Raw genomic sequence first — 15,224 nt, 5'->3', positions numbered from 1 at the left:
ATCCCTCCACCTACACTGGATATCTTGCGGCTAGACCTTGGTAAACATCATCGGCAAAGTTGAGCGATTGGATGTCCGCGCTGGCTAAAATATCAACCAAGTGAACATTGTCCTCCTGGCCCAGCCATATTTTTATATAACTGCCGTCTTTATAGCCATGGTCTTGGCGGAAGAAATTCAACACATTCTTACCAACGTACTGTTTATAAAGGTCGTCAAAACTGAGTTCGGCCGCTGTTATCAGGTCCCAGAATAAGGGCACCGAAAACCCCTTAGTCCGCAAACAATATTCAGCCAAAGCCTCGGTGGCTTCTAATACGCCTAACCCTGCCCCGATATGGCCCTCAAGAGAGACGAGTATGTCATCCGCCAGCGTCTCAATATTAACGCCCTTTTTAAATAAGGCGCTCATGCCGAAGTGCCATATATCGACAACTTCGAGCTGAACCTGCGCCAAATCTGGTTGTTGCTTTTTCCACCACTTGTAGCCGTAGTGATCCATAAGCTCGCCACACTCAATCCAAACCGCGCGATACCAGGCATTGCCTTGATTCATCCAATCGCTATGGACTTTGCTATTCATACGGTTCTGCAGATCCAGCATAGTAATAAATGCTGGCCGACGCGTTGAATCAGACACTATTCTACCCACCCATCAAAAATCTGAGTGCACATGATAAACAAGGGTGAGCTATTAAGCAGCACTATTTGGCGCTTAATAAATTAGATGCGTTTTAGTTCAGGGAATCTAGTTAGACAGGTTTTCACCCAGCTCAATGAAATAGTTCAACAAATCAGCGCTAAAGACTTCTCGGCAATCATTGCCCAAGCGATCACCGATACTATCGGGGATCTGCGCCAAAAAATTTGGGCCATAACTCAAGCGACGATCCTGAAGGCAAAGTCGAATAGTTGATTGGGGGCCATGCACCGAGTAATACCTAGATTCTAAGGGCCGGCTCTTTTGCATATAACCCATATTAGGCGCAGCGCTGCTGATCAATGGGGTATAACAGGGACAACTTTCGACCGTTGGCAAAGTCCATCACCTGCAAAGATTTACCGGCCAATAAATGGCTCACAACATTGCTGGGAATAGATGGCAGACATATAATATTGCAGGGCGCAGCGGCATCTGGAAACAACAGCATCAGATCGACAATGTCAGATACCCCGTCAGCACCATACCCTCTCGAGCATAAGTGTATCTCAAGGCATTGCAGTTGCTCAGGCAAGATATTGTCTACCGCGAGATGCCTCACAGTGTCTTTACTATCAAAACCAACTAAGTAACTTGCTACCAGCATCACAGCTCTCATTCAGATCTATTAATGAAAGCTATTATGCGCCTATGGAGCGGCCAAACTATCCGGTAATTTACCTACCGAGCCTAAGGCACGCATCGCGTTCAGCAGCTTATTGACGCACGTCACGGTCATTGGAGGGAATAAGCGAGTCGTCACTGCTACGCCAAGGATTAATATCCAAACCGCCTCTGCGGGTATAACGGGCATAAACCGTTAATGATTGCGGCTGGCAGTATTTGCTAATATCGCTAAACATCCGTTCAACACAGTGCTCATGAAACTCGTCGTGCTCTCTAAACGAGATAATATAGGCCAGTAATTGCTCACGGTTGATCTTTGGCCCTCGATATCGAATATCCACACGCGCCCAATCTGGCTGTGAGGTTACCGGGCATCGTGAACGTAATAAATGGCTGTACAGTACTTCGCTAACAAGCTCGTCACTTTCCAAAGTCAGTAATTCCGCCATCGGAGCATAAACGGTCGGGCTGATATCCAGCTCATCTAAACACTCACCCTCGGGTTCAGCGACCCGATAGGCCTGAGCCCAATGTGTTGGGGTATAAACGGCAACCTCAACATTCGCGCCGCTTGCCAGTGCCAGATCGCTTGCAAGGGTTTGCCTAACAGTCTCAGCATCGTCAATACGCGACTGGTTAAAGGAATTTAAATACAATTTGAAGGATTTTGACTCGATGATATTAGGGCTATCAGCGGGAAAACGGAATTCCGCGCAGGCTACTTTAGGCTTGCCAGATTTACTCAACCAAGATAATTCGTAGGCATTCCAGATATCTAGGCCACTAAACGGCAGAGCCGATGTCGCGGCTATCCCCAAGCCATCACGCCCCTCCTGTCTTGCAATGGCATGCAAACACGAAGGATCGTATTGATCGGGATAGCTGACTTTTTCACCTAGAGGCCCATGGCCACTGTTCTTGGTCACCTAACCACCTCACTACTGACGCAAGCGCGTGCCGCTAGACAAAAGATGTATACAGTAAGCGTATGCCGCCAAGGTAAAACCACCAACCATCAAAAATGCGGTAGTGACATTAACATCAGACACACCTAGCACCCCATAGCGAAAGGCGTTGACGATGTACAACATGGGATTTAGACGCGATACCCCCGCCCAAAAATCGGGTAATAAATCGATCGAATAAAAAACCCCACCAAGATACGTGAGCGGCGTTAATACAAAGACCGGCACAATGGATACATCATCAAAGTTATTCGCAAATACGGCATTAATAAAACCAGCCAACGAGAACATAATCGAGGTCATCAAAACAATGGCGATTGTTATCCATACATGCTGAATATGTAGGCTGGTAAAAAACATCGACAACATCGTTACAATCAATCCAACGAGTAGACCTCGGGCAACTCCACCAAGCACAAACCCCCATAACACGGTGTTATTCGACATTGGCGACACCAATATCTCTTCCACAAAGCGCTGAAATTTGGCGCCAAAAAACGAGGACACCACGTTGGAATAGGCATTAGTGATTACCGACATCATAATTAGGCCCGGCACCACAAATTCCATATAGGAAAAGCCGCCCATCTGGCCGATACGCGAGCCTATCAGGGCGCCAAAGATCACAAAATACAACGACATCGTAATGGCAGGCGGCAATAAGGTCTGCATCCATATACGAAGAAAACGTCGAATTTCTTTGCGGACAATGGTGTAAAAGGCAACCCACTGCTCTGCTAATGTCATTGAATACTCCGTCTGTTACACGCCGGCGAGTGCCCGCGCTAGCAAAATAAAAAGTGCGGTTTACTTTGGCGCTAGCAAGGCCACAAATAACTCTTCCAAGCGATTGGATTTATTGCGCATACTGGTAATCACCAAGCCCTGCTTATTTAGGGCGGCAAACACCTCGTTTAATGAGGTGCCCTTTTTCAACACCAATTCCATCATATGTTCGTCGACGTAGCGGACCTCAAACCCCTCTATCTCTATATCAGGTGAAATCACATCCCGGGTATCAAGAATAAAGACTTCTTTATGGAGCTGTTTTAGCAAGGCCTTCATACTGGTGTTTTCAACAATCTGACCGTCATCAATAATGGCGATATGACGACATAAACTCTCCGCTTCCTCAAGGTAATGGGTAGTGAGAATAATGGTTGTGCCGCTGCGATTAATTTCAGTCAAAAATTCCCACATTGAGCGCCGCAACTCGATATCCACACCCGCCGTTGGCTCATCAAGAATTAATAACCGTGGCTCGTGGACAAGAGCGCGAGCAATCATCAAGCGCCTTTTCATGCCGCCTGACAACATACGTGATGCGACTTTACGCTTATCCCACAAACCGAGCTTCTTAAGGTACTTTTCAGCCCTTTCTCCGGCAATAGCCCTATTTAAACCATAATAGCCTGCTTGGTTTACGACGATATCCCATACGGTTTCAAAATTAGAGAAATTAAACTCTTGGGGCACCACACCGATCTCGCGTTTCGCCGCCGCCAAATCCGATTGAATAGAATGGCCAAAAACAAAGACATCACCCGCCGTCTTTTTTACCAGCGACGACACAATCCCAATCGTAGTCGACTTTCCGGCACCGTTAGGGCCAAGTAGCGCAAAAAAATCACCTTCGTTTACTTCGAGATCAATCCCTTTAAGTGCTTCAAAGCCATTGTCATAGACTTTACGCAAGCCTTTAATTTGCAGGGCAATTGCCATAGTATTCGCCTAAAATAGTCTTAGCCTAAAACAGTATTAGCCTGAATGATGGCTACTTAAATATATGGAACCAGCTTGGTCGGTTAGCCTTCATAGAATTGTGATGACTAACAATACTGAGAGCACTATTTGCAATGGCAAACAGCCGCTTTAAGCCGCTCATTTTGCCACGCTCACGCAGTGGAATACACTAAAGTCTGAAATCTAAAGGAAATGGAGCAACAGTGACAACGCGATTAGATTACTACCGCCAACTAAATACCGCACTTAACGAACTATGCGTAAAGATGGTCTATCAACACCCCACGCACAGCGAGGAAAGCAATAAAGAATTATTGGATTTGTTCGTAGAGCTAGAGCGTAGCTTCGATAGCAATGGTGATTATGCCCTTATAGGCCAACAAATTATTACCCGTATAATCAGCCACTACCCAGACATTACCCCTCAAATTCACCGCGACTTGCTTTGGTTCTACGGCGGCGATTGCCTGCATTTCTTAGGCGATGAAGAGATACAAAAATACCAGGACCTAGAAGAACGTTACTACGAGCTCAACAATAATGATGACAGTACCTGCTACCGCAACCTTAGAGCTCAGGCGTTTAATATGCATTAAATCGGATTAGCCTGTGCAACTATTGCTATGACTTACGACTGGGACCCCATAGCCAAAAGCTTTAGAGAAGAACCCTGCTTAAAACCTGCATCTAAAAATCAACCTTATGAACTAAACTCACTATATAACAGGCGAAAAAAAAGCGAAGCAGACGCTTCGCTTTTTAGAATTTGGAGCGGGAAAGGAGGCTCGAACTCCCGACCTCAACCTTGGCAAGGTTGCGCTCTACCAACTGAGCTATTCCCGCAAATTCCGGTATTTTGTCATTTCAAAAATAGACAACACCACCGTACAGTCTTGATAGGAAACACCTTCTAATTTTGCCCTATCAAGCCGGGCAGCATCTTAGAAAGTTTTCCTCACACTGTCAACACCACCGTGGCTGGCATTTTGTGACAGTTTTCTACGCGCTGTAACGTAGAAATTGGCGTCCCCTAGGGGACTCGAACCCCTGTTACTGCCGTGAAAGGGCAGTGTCCTAGGCCACTAGACGAAGGGGACGCCGCGAGCCTCTCAGGGCAATATTGCTGTCCCTGAAAGAGGGCGCAATTCTAGAGGGACTCCCCCACCCCGTCAAGGCCATTTTGGCACTAAATCACGGAAAAATAGCAAAAAAAAAGAGAAGCATTTCTGCTTCTCTTTTAACACTGCTGGCTACGCCAACAATGTGAAATAATGGCGTCCCCTAGGGGACTCGAACCCCTGTTACTGCCGTGAAAGGGCAGTGTCCTAGGCCACTAGACGAAGGGGACGCCGCAAACCTTCCAGACTCCGAGTCACTTGACGTCTGAAAGTGGCGCGAATTCTAGAAACCTTAGCGCCTGCCGTCAAGTCGCTTTTCACAGTTAGTGCAAAAAAAGCAAAAAAACCTCTCGAATCGACTACTTAACAGCCAGATCGACCAATATTCACTCAGTTGAATCATCAAGTCGCAGCGAAAGTGAGTTAATACAGTAGCGCAATCCCGTTGGCTGAGGACCATCTGGGAAGACATGGCCTAGATGGGCATCACATCGAGCGCATACAACCTCTTCGCGAACCATGCCATGACTGACGTCGCGATTAACACCCACAGCCTCCTCGGCAACCGGACTATAAAAGCTAGGCCAACCAGATCCGGAGTCATACTTAGTTTCAGATTCAAATAGCGCCTGACCACAACAGCGACAGACATAGCTGCCCACCGCTTTTTCGTCGCAATACTCACCAGTAAATGCGCGCTCAGTCCCCTTTTGACGGCACACATAAAACTCATCTTCAGTAAGATGTGCGCGCCATTCCTGTTCAGATTTCACTAATTTTTCCATGAATACCTCTCCACCTAGTCGCCCTCAAGCACGTATACTTATGCGCTGGATCTATTTTACGCGTTATAAACCAACTTAGTTTATACCGCTGCAAATAACACACAAGATGAATTGCGCGGGTTAGCAGTGCGGTATACTGCGCCCTGAATACTGAAACGCCGGTTTGCTGCCGGCTAAGAAGGCGGGACATGGGCCATCATTTAAAATCGAAAAAACTCAATAACGTCTGCTACGAAATTCGCGGGCCCGTGCTTCAGCGCGCCAATGAACTCGAAGAAGAAGGCTACCGTATTCTCAAGCTGAATATTGGCAATCCCGCAGCGTTTGGGTTTAATGCCCCCGACGAAATCATTCAAGACGTGATTAGAATGCTGCCCGACAGCGAGGGCTATAGCGATTCTAAGGGTCTTTACAGTGCTCGTAAGGCCATCATGCAAGAGTGCCAAAAGATCGGCATTCCCGGTGTCGGCGTCAATGATATTTATCTTGGCAATGGCGCCAGCGAGCTGATTAGCATGGCGACTCAGGCCCTGCTTAACCAAGGCGACGAAGTCCTTATTCCGGCGCCAGATTACCCGCTCTGGACTGCGGCAGTATCGCTGTCTGGTGCGACTCCGGTGCACTACCTCTGTGACGAAGATAATGGCTGGCAGCCGTCTATCGAAGATATTGTTGGTAAAATCACTGCAAATACTAAAGCGATAGTCATTATAAACCCCAACAACCCAACGGGCGCTGTCTACAGCCGTGACATGCTAGAGCAACTGGTTGCGATCGCAGAAGCGCACAACTTAGTTGTTTTTGCCGACGAAATTTACAGCAAAATCCTCTATGACGACGCGGTTCATATCCCCGTAGGCAGCCTAAAGGCAGATATTCTTTGCTTAACGTTTAATGGTTTATCAAAAGCGTATCGACTTGCGGGCTTCCGCAGCGGCTGGCTAATCGTTTCCGGCGCCAAAGATCGCGCCGGCGACTATATCGAGGGACTTAATATCCTCTCGTCTATGCGGCTATGCGCCAACGTGCCGGCGCAACACGCAGTACAGACCGCGCTCGGCGGCTACCAAAGCATCAATGAGCTAATTCTGCCTGGTGGACGCCTGCTAGAGCAGCGCGATCTAGCGTATAAGATGCTCAATGAGATCCCCGGCGTAAGCTGCACCAAACCGGCAGGGGCGATTTATATGTTCCCGCGCCTAGACCCCGAGATGTACCCGATACATGATGACGAGCAACTGGTATTAGACTTACTGAATCAGGAAAAAATACTGCTAGTCCAAGGCAGTGGTTTTAATTGGCCCCAGCCAGACCATCTTAGGATTGTATTTTTGCCAAACAAGCTGGATCTTGCCGACGCGATCGAGCGCTTTGCCGAGTTTCTAGGCGCCTACCGCAAGCAGCTTGCAGCAAAAAGGCTAGCCTAAAAGCTTGTAAGACCACAGCGACTCTTCGCTGTGGTCACCCCTCCCCTCACTCAACTCAAAGTTGATAGTGCAGCACTTTTAGCGCAGCGTCCGAATCCGCCTCAGGAAAATCCGGTCGCCCGGTAAGCCGCGACACAAATGTGGCAGATGGACAAAACGCAGCCATAGTCTCCTCTAAAAATCGCTGCCCCAAATAGGGCGCGTTCAGGCACACTAGTACGTCGCCCCCATTGGGCAATAGGGCCGGAAACTGGCGGACCAACTTGCGATAATCTTTAAAGGCATTAAAACTACCTTCCTGTCTTGACGGTGGATCACAAACCACAATATCAAAGGGTCCCAGCTTTTTGAGACGCCCCCACGACTTTAAAATATCGTGGCCAAGAAACTTCACTTTTGCCGACTTCAATACCGGATTGAGCCTATGGTTTTCCCGCCCCTGAGACAGCGCCGGCCAGCTGGTGTCGATATTGAGAATAGACTCAGCACCGGCCTGCTCGGCCGCCACGGAAAAGGCGCAGGTATAAGAAAATAAATTCAGAATCCGCTGCCCCGCCGCCCGCCCAGAGAGCCATAATCGAGTGGGCTGCATATCCATAAAATAGCCAATATTTTGCTTGTTGTTTAAATCCAGCACAAACCTATTCGCGTCTTCAACGGCATATAATTTTCTAGGAATAATTCCCCATAAACAATACGTTGAAGGTGTCTTATCATATCGATTCTGAACTATAGCCGCACTACATACGCCTGCAAACTGAAGCTCCAGGGCCGCGCAAAATTGCCCCCAGAAATCCGCATCGGGCTCGCGATATAACACAATCCACAACACTGGCTCAAAGTAGTCCACGGTAAAAAAATCATAGCCTGGAAAGCACTGTCCGCGACCGTGGAACAAGCGTTGAGCGCCTTTTTCTGGCGATAGTGCCCACCCAGAAAAACCCGTTAAGTTGTTGAAGTGGTTAAGCTCAATCACCGCTGGCACTCACTCGGTACATCACCACGTCGCGGTAGCCCGTGACAACTTGAATATACCCCTGCCACTCAAGATCTAGTGACGGATCGTTACTATCAACCAGCAGCGGACGGCCATGTAATTGGCTTATCTTGGTTTTAGTGGCAATAACAATGAAATTATCTCGACCGATCTCGCGAATTACCGCGGGTGTTAATTGCTGATTCCCGCGACCCAGAATATGCCCCTGACCACCAATTGCGGTAATAACCGCCTTTACAGGGCCACTATGGCTGGCGATAAGCGCCGTTATCGCCGACGCACTCAGATCGCGACCCCGCAGCGTAGAATCACAAACTGCGTCGAAACCCAGCAGAGTATTTTCCAGCCCCAAGGCCGCCATAACAGCTGCAGTGGTACTGCCCGGCCCCATGATGTATAAAGTTTCTGGATCCATGGCCTCAATAATGTGGTCCGCGATATCAGCCAAGACCAGCTCTTCTTGCTCTCGCCCCCCAGATTTTACATGCTGTAAAAATCCACCAATACTGGGCACCAACAATTCGCCAAAATACTTAGCTCGGACGATCCCAGCTCGGAATGCCTCCTCATCAATATCGCGCACTTCTTGCTCACCGAGTTCAACCAAACCCCCAGAAACCAGCTCCAAGATAATATCTGCGGCGCTCTCTGGGCTTACCGCATACACACCTGAGTGCATCTTGACGCCCGCAGGCACGCCTAAACATGGCAGCTTAGTCCCAACTGCGCTGCAAATATCGCGGGCAGTGCCATCGCCACCAACAAATAACAGCACATCCACACCCCTATCCAAGATCGCTAAGGCAGCATTTTGGGTGTCAGAACAGGTGGTCTCACTCGGGTTGGCGGCATTGCCGACGGATACGAACGGCAATGCCGCCACCTTTAAATCGGAACTACCTATGGCCTGGGCAGACATAGGTCCTGAAAAACCATAAACGGTAATACCGCCAACATTGCACGCGGCAATTCGCGCTAAACACCGCAATGCGCGGGCAGTAGATCGACCAAGATCACCGTCTTGAACACGACTTAAATCAAGGCCGTCACTACCCTTCATAGCGATAGGCCCGCCTAGGCCGGCAAGCGGGTTTACTACTAAGCCAAGTTTAAACATTCCACCCTCTAGAAATCGGCAGCTAGCAAGCCACTAGCTGGGAAACGCCGCAGACAGCAAATTAGTCGTCTTAACGCCCGCTTTGCAGGGCGCCAAGTACCTTAGAAAATTCAGGATTAGTCGCAGTGAGGCCGCTAAATGCTAATTCACGACGAACGGGGTAATTCTTGCGTAATAGATCAAACTGCTGACCGCGGTCTATCGCATCGATAATTCTCCGAAAGCGCGCGGCATCAGACTCGACGTCATAGACCGAGGTCACGGCTCGCCGAATAAAGTCGGCGACATTAGCACCATCACAACTCACTGGCTTTACTTTGGCCATATTGGCGGGGATAGCGAAGGGACTTAGACTTAGGCCCAAAAAATCTGCCAGCTCAGCGGCGACCATTTTTAGCCCCGTCAGTTTGCCATCTGCGCTGTAACCCGCAATATGCGGGGTGGCAATACGACAAGATGAAGCCAGCGCTGCGGGGAATTCAGGTTCGCCCTCCCAAACATCAAGAACCAAACTGATATCCGCTCGTTTATCGCGCAATGCCAACAAAGCCTCGGTGGCAATTACCTCGCCCCGACCGGCATTTAACAAAACGCCATCTTTGGGCATGGCAGCCAGCTGATCAGCGTTGATCATGTGGTAGCTCGGATAAGGCCCGTCGCGCGTCAAGGGCGCATGCAGGCAGAGCAGACTACTCTTTAAAACGTCATTCAAGCTTGTCAGACCAGGAGAGCTCGCAGGATCCAGCAAAGGGTCATATGCACGCCACGCTATCCCCAGCGCGTCTAAGCGCCTAGCTAAGCGCTGTCCGACATTGCCGAAGCCAACAATGCCTACCGACTCTCCCATTAATAAGCGCTCGAGTAGATTATCGATTCGGCAAATCGCACTCATCACATAATCCACCACTGACTCCGCATTTGAGCCCGGCGCATTGCAAACTCGAACCCCTGCAGACCCAAGATAAGATAGATCGAGATGATCAGTTCCTATGGTCGTCGAACCCACAAATTGAACGCCCGTTCCGGCCAGCAACGCCTCGTTGACTTTGGTGACAGAGCGCACAATAAGGACCTCGGCATCGCCAATATCAGTATTAGATAACTGCCTACCGCTTATCTGCTGGACGTCGCCAAACTGCGAAAAACACGCCACGGCTGCAGGGATATTTTCATCAACTAGGATTTTCAAGCCTTACGGGCCTCCAATATTTAGGCAAAAAATTACATGACATTCTACGCAAATAAAAATAAATAAGTGATTGATTTAAATCTACTTTAACTTTCCCAGCGTGTAATAAGAGGCATCAGTGGCGTGCCCCGAATCGAAGTGCTTTCGCAGAGCGCCCCAAAAGCACGCCGCGCGCGGCGGCAGTCCATTCGCAAGATAGTAATGAACGGTTTGCCATACCGCTAACTGAAATGGAAATGGATCAATATCATCGCCACCCAAGTTGTCGAGGCTAACACGAAATTGGCGCCCAGCCGCGACACTAAATAGCCATTCAATCGCTTGCGGCCTGACCTCTACCGATTCAAATATGCGCTGTTGCGCCGCACCGCGACCATCGGGTTCATACCAATAGCCATAATCGACCTGCTGCCGCCGCTGCGCCCCAGCAATGCACCAGTGGGCGGCCTCGTGGAGCGCGCTCGCCGCGTAGTCAGACCGAAAAATGATTTGATGGTAGTCACAACATGAATCGGCAGGGAGATACAGAGGCTCGTCGCCCCCAGCCACCAGGCGGGTTTGCATGTCGCGCCAAAAGCAAGATTCGAAGATTGAGCAGATTATGTCGGCGTCAGCCCGTCTATAGGGAGTTGCCAATAGAGCATCAGGCATTTCGCAGCAAACCCTCTTCGCCAAGAATCGGCTCAGACAAAATACTCTCATGGCGCATCAGCATTTGCATGTAATCCGCAGACAAAAAATCGCGCCCTGCCAGCAGGTGCTCAAGATAGCTGCTTTCAGGCAATAAGCTATCGTTGACAAATGCAGGATTAGCCACGTAGATCCAGCTTGAACGCGGGCCAGTAGCGGTCACAACATAGAGGCACTCTCGGCTATAACGCACGGGAGTTCCCTCATAGTGATCCATCAAATCTAATTCATCGGCCTTGGCCAAGGTATACAGGACACCCTCGACCTGACGATTACTGGACGGCTTAACATTCGCATAGGCAACGCTGGGCCGGCAGTGCGACTGCTTATTAAAAACCAGTCGAAATCCCGGCAAGGTGGCCGACTCAGCCTTTACAAAGTCTAAGCCCCGCGCCCGCATACGAGCAGGATTCATATTAGAGCCATAAGCAAAATAGCAAGAAGTCATTAGCAAACACTTGGCAAATCGATAAACAGGGAGTAATTTTAACAGAAAGGGACATCGCCGCGACCGAGTTTAGGGTCACTCGGGTTTCAAATACGCTATTCCTTGAAAGATTTTGCGCTTGTGAGGCAACTCAGCACAAAATCTGCCGGCAATGTACCGCCCGCTGCGTGAGGAATGATTTATGGCTCCACGTAAGAACGGCAAACCTTCATCCGCGAAGATAATTCCCTTTCCTCTGCGTCATTCGCGCGAAGAGCAACACCGGATCCTGCGTATTTCGCCTGAATACGAGGGGCTTTGTCTGCTGTACGCGCATCACGCGCTGAGCCGTGAAAAACTTTACGCAGTAAAAATTCTGGGATGGGCACGCTTGGCCGATGGCCAAAGTGTTGCGGTGCTACCTTGGCTCAATCGGGTTCATCGCTGCATCGACCTCAACGATCCCGAATCCGGCTTAGCCCAGGGCTATTATGACCCCCGCAGCAGCCGCCATTTTAACGACACACCCCCGCACCATATTGCCGCACTAGACGCCATGAGCCAGTACCCGCAAAGCGCTAGCGAAGCTATTGTTCAAGAAATACCGGATCTTATCGGCAGCCACGCCGCGCTCCTCGGCGATGACCAGCAATTTGTACTAGAACCGGTGATTAGCTGGCAACTCCATAATGACGGCAAACTCCAGGCCATGGTTGCCGATTTAAGTCTCGCGTCCCACTCCCCTATATTATCCAGCGACAAATGCCTATACGCCGCCCAAGGCCAAGCCAATTTCAGATACTTCTTTCAATACCATATTGCCAATCAAATTAAAGCGGGCGGCCACATTGCGACGCGAGCCCTAAGCCAGTTATTAACCTAGCAAGAAACACTTAACGCCGACGCGATTAGACCTTTTTGACTAAGTAGCGGTATTTCCCGGCACTGTCTTCCTGAGCCAATAACTCGTGACCGAGAAAAGTGCAAAACTTGGGAATATCCCGCGTTGTTGCCGGATCAGTGGCGACAATTTCGAGGACATCGCCGGGGGAAATATCGCGTATTTTATTGTGCAACATCATGACCGGTTCCGGACAAAAAAGTCCGCAGGTATCTAGAGTGTGATCTGCCACTATTGCCAAACTAACTGCTCCAAATTCTAAGCATCTGCATTGCTGCGTAATATCCAAACTGCCGCATTAAAGCGACATTAGCCCTTTGCTATCACCGTCCAGCTTTCAGTCTCAGGAGTGAATACAATGGCGGCCTTATTGCTTTCTAAGGCGCGCCGCAGCTGACTGATTTTTTCCTCTAGACTCACTTCATTTTCGCCGTAATCGGTTCCGTCACGAGTCACCATTTCTTCCAGCATGCCCTGAAGCGCGTCAGGGCTGAGTTTTTGCCAGGGAACTTCCACGTACTCATTCATGAACGGGTTTCCCAAACTTAAGTGTCATGCGGTCACTCTCCCCGATGGCTAAATACACGTCACGCTCCACATCACCTAAACGCAAGCTCGGTGGCAGGGTCCAAACGCCTTTGGGATGATGGTGATTATCTTTGCTATTCGCGTTGATTTCACTGCTATCTAACAATAAAAATCCAGCAGATTCCGCCAGCGCAATGGTCTGCTGCTCAGACACATAACCGCTTTCAACCATCGTTTCTAATGACGCGTCAGCGTCAGCCCGATGCTCAACAACTCCCAAAATACCGCCGGGCTTTAAAGCCTTATAAGCCGCGGCAAAAACATCCTCAGCAACCCCTGCCTTTAACCAATTATGGACATTGCGAAAGGTGAGCACTTTATCAGCTGTGCCCGCGGGCGCGATATCCGTATACATTGGTGCTTGCAGCGTGGTGATCGCCACTTTGCCATAGACGTCCGGTCTTGCAGCAAGCTTTTCCTCGAAACGAGATCGAGAATTGACGTAGTACTTAACGCCACTGTCTTTGGCAAACTGGGCAGTATAGAGCTTGCCACAATCCTTCACGATGGGAGCAAGCACTTCTGTATACCAGCCGCCACCGCCGGGCCAGAGCTCGACAACCGTATCGCAGGGTTGTACGCCAAAAAACATTAGCGTCTGCAGCGGATGGCGATAGACATCGCGAGCGCGATTTTGCTCACTTCTATGATCTGCATCTAGCACTTCTGCCCACATCAAATCAGTGACCGCCGGCGCGCCGAAGGCGGCCCCGCAAAATAATGACAAGGCCAAGACTGGCAAAGCACGTAATTTCATTTTTATTCCCTCTATGTAATTGCCAGTTATTACGTCGCCTGCTCGGCAATAAATACCTGCACACGTTCGACCTTATCAGCCATAGTTTGTTCGCGGTCAGATCTAGTAGCAATTTTTAACTGGCTAGAAAGTCGCGGCGCGCCCATTTCATGCAGGCGCACGTGGCAGCGTTTGACCGCCTCCATGACCGTCTCCCACTCACCCTCTATATTGGTGCCATAGGCATGCAGCTGATGTGACAAGCCCATGCCGGCAATGATTATTTGGCACTCCGCGATATATGGCGTCAAAGACGCCTCTACATTTAAGGGTGTTATGCAAAAATCCACAATCACTTTCATGTCACACCTCTAAGACTGTCTGCCCTATTACACTCGTAGTATGCTCAGTCTATAATCTAACGCTACCAATATATAAAAAGGACGCCGCCGTGAACAACTCTCTTGTCTTTACTTTCTTAGGACTAGACCGCCCTGGGCTGGTTGAACGGCTCGCTGACATTGTCGCCGATCACCAGGGGAACTGGCTAGAAAGCCGCATGACCCAACTCGCCGGCCAATTTGCAGGTATCGCACGTGTTACGGTTCCGGAAAGCGAAGTCGACGAACTTAGTAACGCCCTGTTAAGCCTTAACATTGAAGGCCTAACCATTAACATTCAGCCCGGTCAGCTTAAAACAGTTGAATCGACGCCAAAAATTTGCAAACTGCACATTCTTGGCAACGACCGTCCAGGCATTGTTAGAGAAGTCAGCCGCGCCTTAAAACAACAGCAAATTAATGTTGTAGAAATGAGTTCTAATGTCACCAGCGCGCCCATGAGTGGCGACGCTTTGTTTGAAGCTCACGTTGTTGCCGAAATGCCCATGGGATGCAATGTTGACGAACTTGAGGACAGCCTTGATACCATCGCAGAACAACTTAGCGTTGATATTGTTTTAAGCTAGCGCTGCGCAGTTTAGCCACGCAGCTTATTAACAGTAAACACCAGCGCTGCTGCCAGCAGCGCTATAAATCCGACGCCCAAGACACAAAGCAACAAATACTCCGCAATGTCTTGCCACGGCACGTCAAAGCTCCACACCGCTGAACACACCAACATCATGGTTGCCACCACTGCCAGCACCGGCGTTCGGTAGCGCTTATAAGCCTTTATATACTTATTTACCACGTAGATTTCACCGTTTTTTCTCG

General features: G+C 49.4%; 21 protein-coding genes and 3 tRNA genes. 4 read left to right on the top strand and 20 right to left on the bottom strand.

Annotated elements, in window-relative coordinates; all coding sequences use genetic code 11:
- Nucleotides 1–10: 10 nt before the first annotated feature.
- The 6 genes from AB4875_RS10010 to AB4875_RS09985 form a co-directional block, all read right to left on the bottom strand.
- Nucleotides 11–604, bottom strand: coding sequence for a dUTP diphosphatase (locus AB4875_RS10010; protein WP_368377070.1), 594 nt, complete (start codon nt 602–604; stop codon nt 11–13).
- Between the two features lie 144 nt (nt 605–748).
- Complete coding sequence (locus AB4875_RS10005) at nt 749–883, bottom strand: hypothetical protein (RefSeq protein WP_368375919.1); 135 nt, start codon at nt 881–883, stop codon at nt 749–751.
- Nucleotides 884–980: 97 nt separating this feature from the next.
- Nucleotides 981–1,307 (bottom strand): hypothetical protein, encoded by a 327-nt coding sequence (locus tag AB4875_RS10000; protein ID WP_368375918.1) that lies wholly within the window; start codon nt 1,305–1,307, stop codon nt 981–983.
- A 109-nt stretch (nt 1,308–1,416) separates the two neighbouring features.
- A complete protein-coding gene (queF, locus tag AB4875_RS09995) occupies nt 1,417–2,253 on the bottom strand; it encodes an NADPH-dependent 7-cyano-7-deazaguanine reductase QueF (protein ID WP_368375917.1) in 837 nt (278 codons plus the stop codon).
- A 12-nt stretch (nt 2,254–2,265) separates the two neighbouring features.
- Nucleotides 2,266–3,039 (bottom strand): ABC transporter permease, encoded by a 774-nt coding sequence (locus AB4875_RS09990; RefSeq protein WP_368375916.1) that lies wholly within the window; start codon nt 3,037–3,039, stop codon nt 2,266–2,268.
- A gap of 60 nt (nt 3,040–3,099) precedes the next feature.
- Nucleotides 3,100–4,014, bottom strand: coding sequence for an ABC transporter ATP-binding protein (locus AB4875_RS09985; protein ID WP_368375915.1), 915 nt, complete (start codon nt 4,012–4,014; stop codon nt 3,100–3,102).
- Nucleotides 4,015–4,238: 224 nt separating this feature from the next.
- On the opposite strand from AB4875_RS09985, the gene AB4875_RS09980 reads away from it, so the two are divergent.
- On the top strand, nt 4,239–4,631 hold the full coding sequence (locus AB4875_RS09980; protein ID WP_368375914.1) for a PA2817 family protein: 393 nt from the start codon (nt 4,239–4,241) through the stop codon (nt 4,629–4,631).
- A 171-nt stretch (nt 4,632–4,802) separates the two neighbouring features.
- On the opposite strand, the gene AB4875_RS09975 is transcribed toward AB4875_RS09980, so the two are convergent.
- From AB4875_RS09975 to msrB, 4 genes are all read right to left on the bottom strand, one after another.
- Nucleotides 4,803–4,878 (bottom strand) — tRNA-Gly (locus tag AB4875_RS09975).
- Between the two features lie 178 nt (nt 4,879–5,056).
- Nucleotides 5,057–5,132 (bottom strand) — tRNA-Glu (locus tag AB4875_RS09970).
- A gap of 175 nt (nt 5,133–5,307) precedes the next feature.
- Nucleotides 5,308–5,383, bottom strand: a tRNA-Glu gene (locus tag AB4875_RS09965).
- A 156-nt stretch (nt 5,384–5,539) separates the two neighbouring features.
- Nucleotides 5,540–5,938: a peptide-methionine (R)-S-oxide reductase MsrB gene (gene msrB, locus AB4875_RS09960; protein WP_368375913.1), complete on the bottom strand. Its 399-nt coding sequence runs from the start codon at nt 5,936–5,938 to the stop codon at nt 5,540–5,542.
- Nucleotides 5,939–6,126: 188 nt separating this feature from the next.
- Between msrB and AB4875_RS09955 the strand changes: the two genes are divergently transcribed.
- Nucleotides 6,127–7,365, top strand: coding sequence for a pyridoxal phosphate-dependent aminotransferase (locus tag AB4875_RS09955; RefSeq protein ID WP_368375912.1), 1,239 nt, complete (start codon nt 6,127–6,129; stop codon nt 7,363–7,365).
- A gap of 55 nt (nt 7,366–7,420) precedes the next feature.
- On the opposite strand, the gene AB4875_RS09950 is transcribed toward AB4875_RS09955, so the two are convergent.
- The 5 genes from AB4875_RS09950 to AB4875_RS09930 form a co-directional block, all read right to left on the bottom strand.
- A complete protein-coding gene (locus AB4875_RS09950; protein ID WP_368375911.1) occupies nt 7,421–8,341 on the bottom strand; it encodes a class I SAM-dependent methyltransferase in 921 nt (306 codons plus the stop codon).
- Nucleotides 8,334–9,479, bottom strand: a complete 1,146-nt coding sequence (locus AB4875_RS09945) for an ATP-NAD kinase family protein (RefSeq protein ID WP_368375910.1) — start codon at nt 9,477–9,479, stop codon at nt 8,334–8,336. The genes AB4875_RS09950 and AB4875_RS09945 overlap by 8 nt, the downstream gene beginning before the upstream one ends.
- Before the next feature lie 70 nt (nt 9,480–9,549).
- Nucleotides 9,550–10,668 carry a 4-phosphoerythronate dehydrogenase gene (locus AB4875_RS09940; RefSeq protein ID WP_368375909.1) on the bottom strand — a complete coding sequence of 373 codons (1,119 nt, stop codon included), beginning with the start codon at nt 10,666–10,668 and terminating at the stop codon, nt 9,550–9,552.
- A gap of 81 nt (nt 10,669–10,749) precedes the next feature.
- On the bottom strand, nt 10,750–11,319 hold the full coding sequence (locus AB4875_RS09935; protein ID WP_368375908.1) for an elongation factor P hydroxylase: 570 nt from the start codon (nt 11,317–11,319) through the stop codon (nt 10,750–10,752).
- Nucleotides 11,312–11,806 carry a gamma-glutamylcyclotransferase family protein gene (locus tag AB4875_RS09930; protein WP_368375907.1) on the bottom strand — a complete coding sequence of 165 codons (495 nt, stop codon included), beginning with the start codon at nt 11,804–11,806 and terminating at the stop codon, nt 11,312–11,314. Before AB4875_RS09930 ends, AB4875_RS09935 begins: the two co-directional genes overlap by 8 nt.
- Before the next feature lie 181 nt (nt 11,807–11,987).
- On the opposite strand from AB4875_RS09930, the gene AB4875_RS09925 reads away from it, so the two are divergent.
- Entirely contained in the window at nt 11,988–12,668 is a 681-nt protein-coding gene (locus tag AB4875_RS09925; RefSeq protein ID WP_368375906.1) for a hypothetical protein, read from the top strand.
- A 25-nt stretch (nt 12,669–12,693) separates the two neighbouring features.
- Here AB4875_RS09925 and tusA read toward each other — a convergent pair whose 3' ends face one another.
- The 4 genes from tusA to AB4875_RS09905 all read right to left on the bottom strand — a co-directional run bounded on the left by tusA (nt 12,694) and on the right by AB4875_RS09905 (nt 14,372).
- Nucleotides 12,694–12,918: a sulfurtransferase TusA gene (tusA, locus tag AB4875_RS09920; protein WP_438273532.1), complete on the bottom strand. Its 225-nt coding sequence runs from the start codon at nt 12,916–12,918 to the stop codon at nt 12,694–12,696.
- A 77-nt stretch (nt 12,919–12,995) separates the two neighbouring features.
- On the bottom strand, nt 12,996–13,214 hold the full coding sequence (locus AB4875_RS09915) for a YheU family protein (protein ID WP_368375904.1): 219 nt from the start codon (nt 13,212–13,214) through the stop codon (nt 12,996–12,998).
- Entirely contained in the window at nt 13,207–14,031 is an 825-nt protein-coding gene (locus tag AB4875_RS09910) for a class I SAM-dependent methyltransferase (protein WP_368375903.1), read from the bottom strand. The genes AB4875_RS09915 and AB4875_RS09910 overlap by 8 nt, the downstream gene beginning before the upstream one ends.
- A gap of 29 nt (nt 14,032–14,060) precedes the next feature.
- Nucleotides 14,061–14,372 carry an MTH1187 family thiamine-binding protein gene (locus AB4875_RS09905; RefSeq protein WP_368375902.1) on the bottom strand — a complete coding sequence of 104 codons (312 nt, stop codon included), beginning with the start codon at nt 14,370–14,372 and terminating at the stop codon, nt 14,061–14,063.
- Between the two features lie 89 nt (nt 14,373–14,461).
- Between AB4875_RS09905 and AB4875_RS09900 the strand changes: the two genes are divergently transcribed.
- Nucleotides 14,462–14,977 (top strand): glycine cleavage system transcriptional repressor, encoded by a 516-nt coding sequence (locus AB4875_RS09900; RefSeq protein WP_368375901.1) that lies wholly within the window; start codon nt 14,462–14,464, stop codon nt 14,975–14,977.
- A gap of 11 nt (nt 14,978–14,988) precedes the next feature.
- Here the strand turns inward: AB4875_RS09900 and AB4875_RS09895 are convergent, their stop codons facing one another.
- Nucleotides 14,989–15,201 (bottom strand): hypothetical protein, encoded by a 213-nt coding sequence (locus AB4875_RS09895; protein ID WP_368375900.1) that lies wholly within the window; start codon nt 15,199–15,201, stop codon nt 14,989–14,991.
- Between the last annotated feature and the right edge of the window lie 23 nt (nt 15,202–15,224).

Origin of the sequence: Zhongshania sp. R06B22, from assembly GCF_040892595.1 — a bacterium.
Classification (GTDB): Bacteria; Pseudomonadota; Gammaproteobacteria; order Pseudomonadales; family Spongiibacteraceae; genus Spongiibacter; species Spongiibacter arctica.
This window is presented reverse-complemented; position numbering and strand designations above follow the sequence as displayed.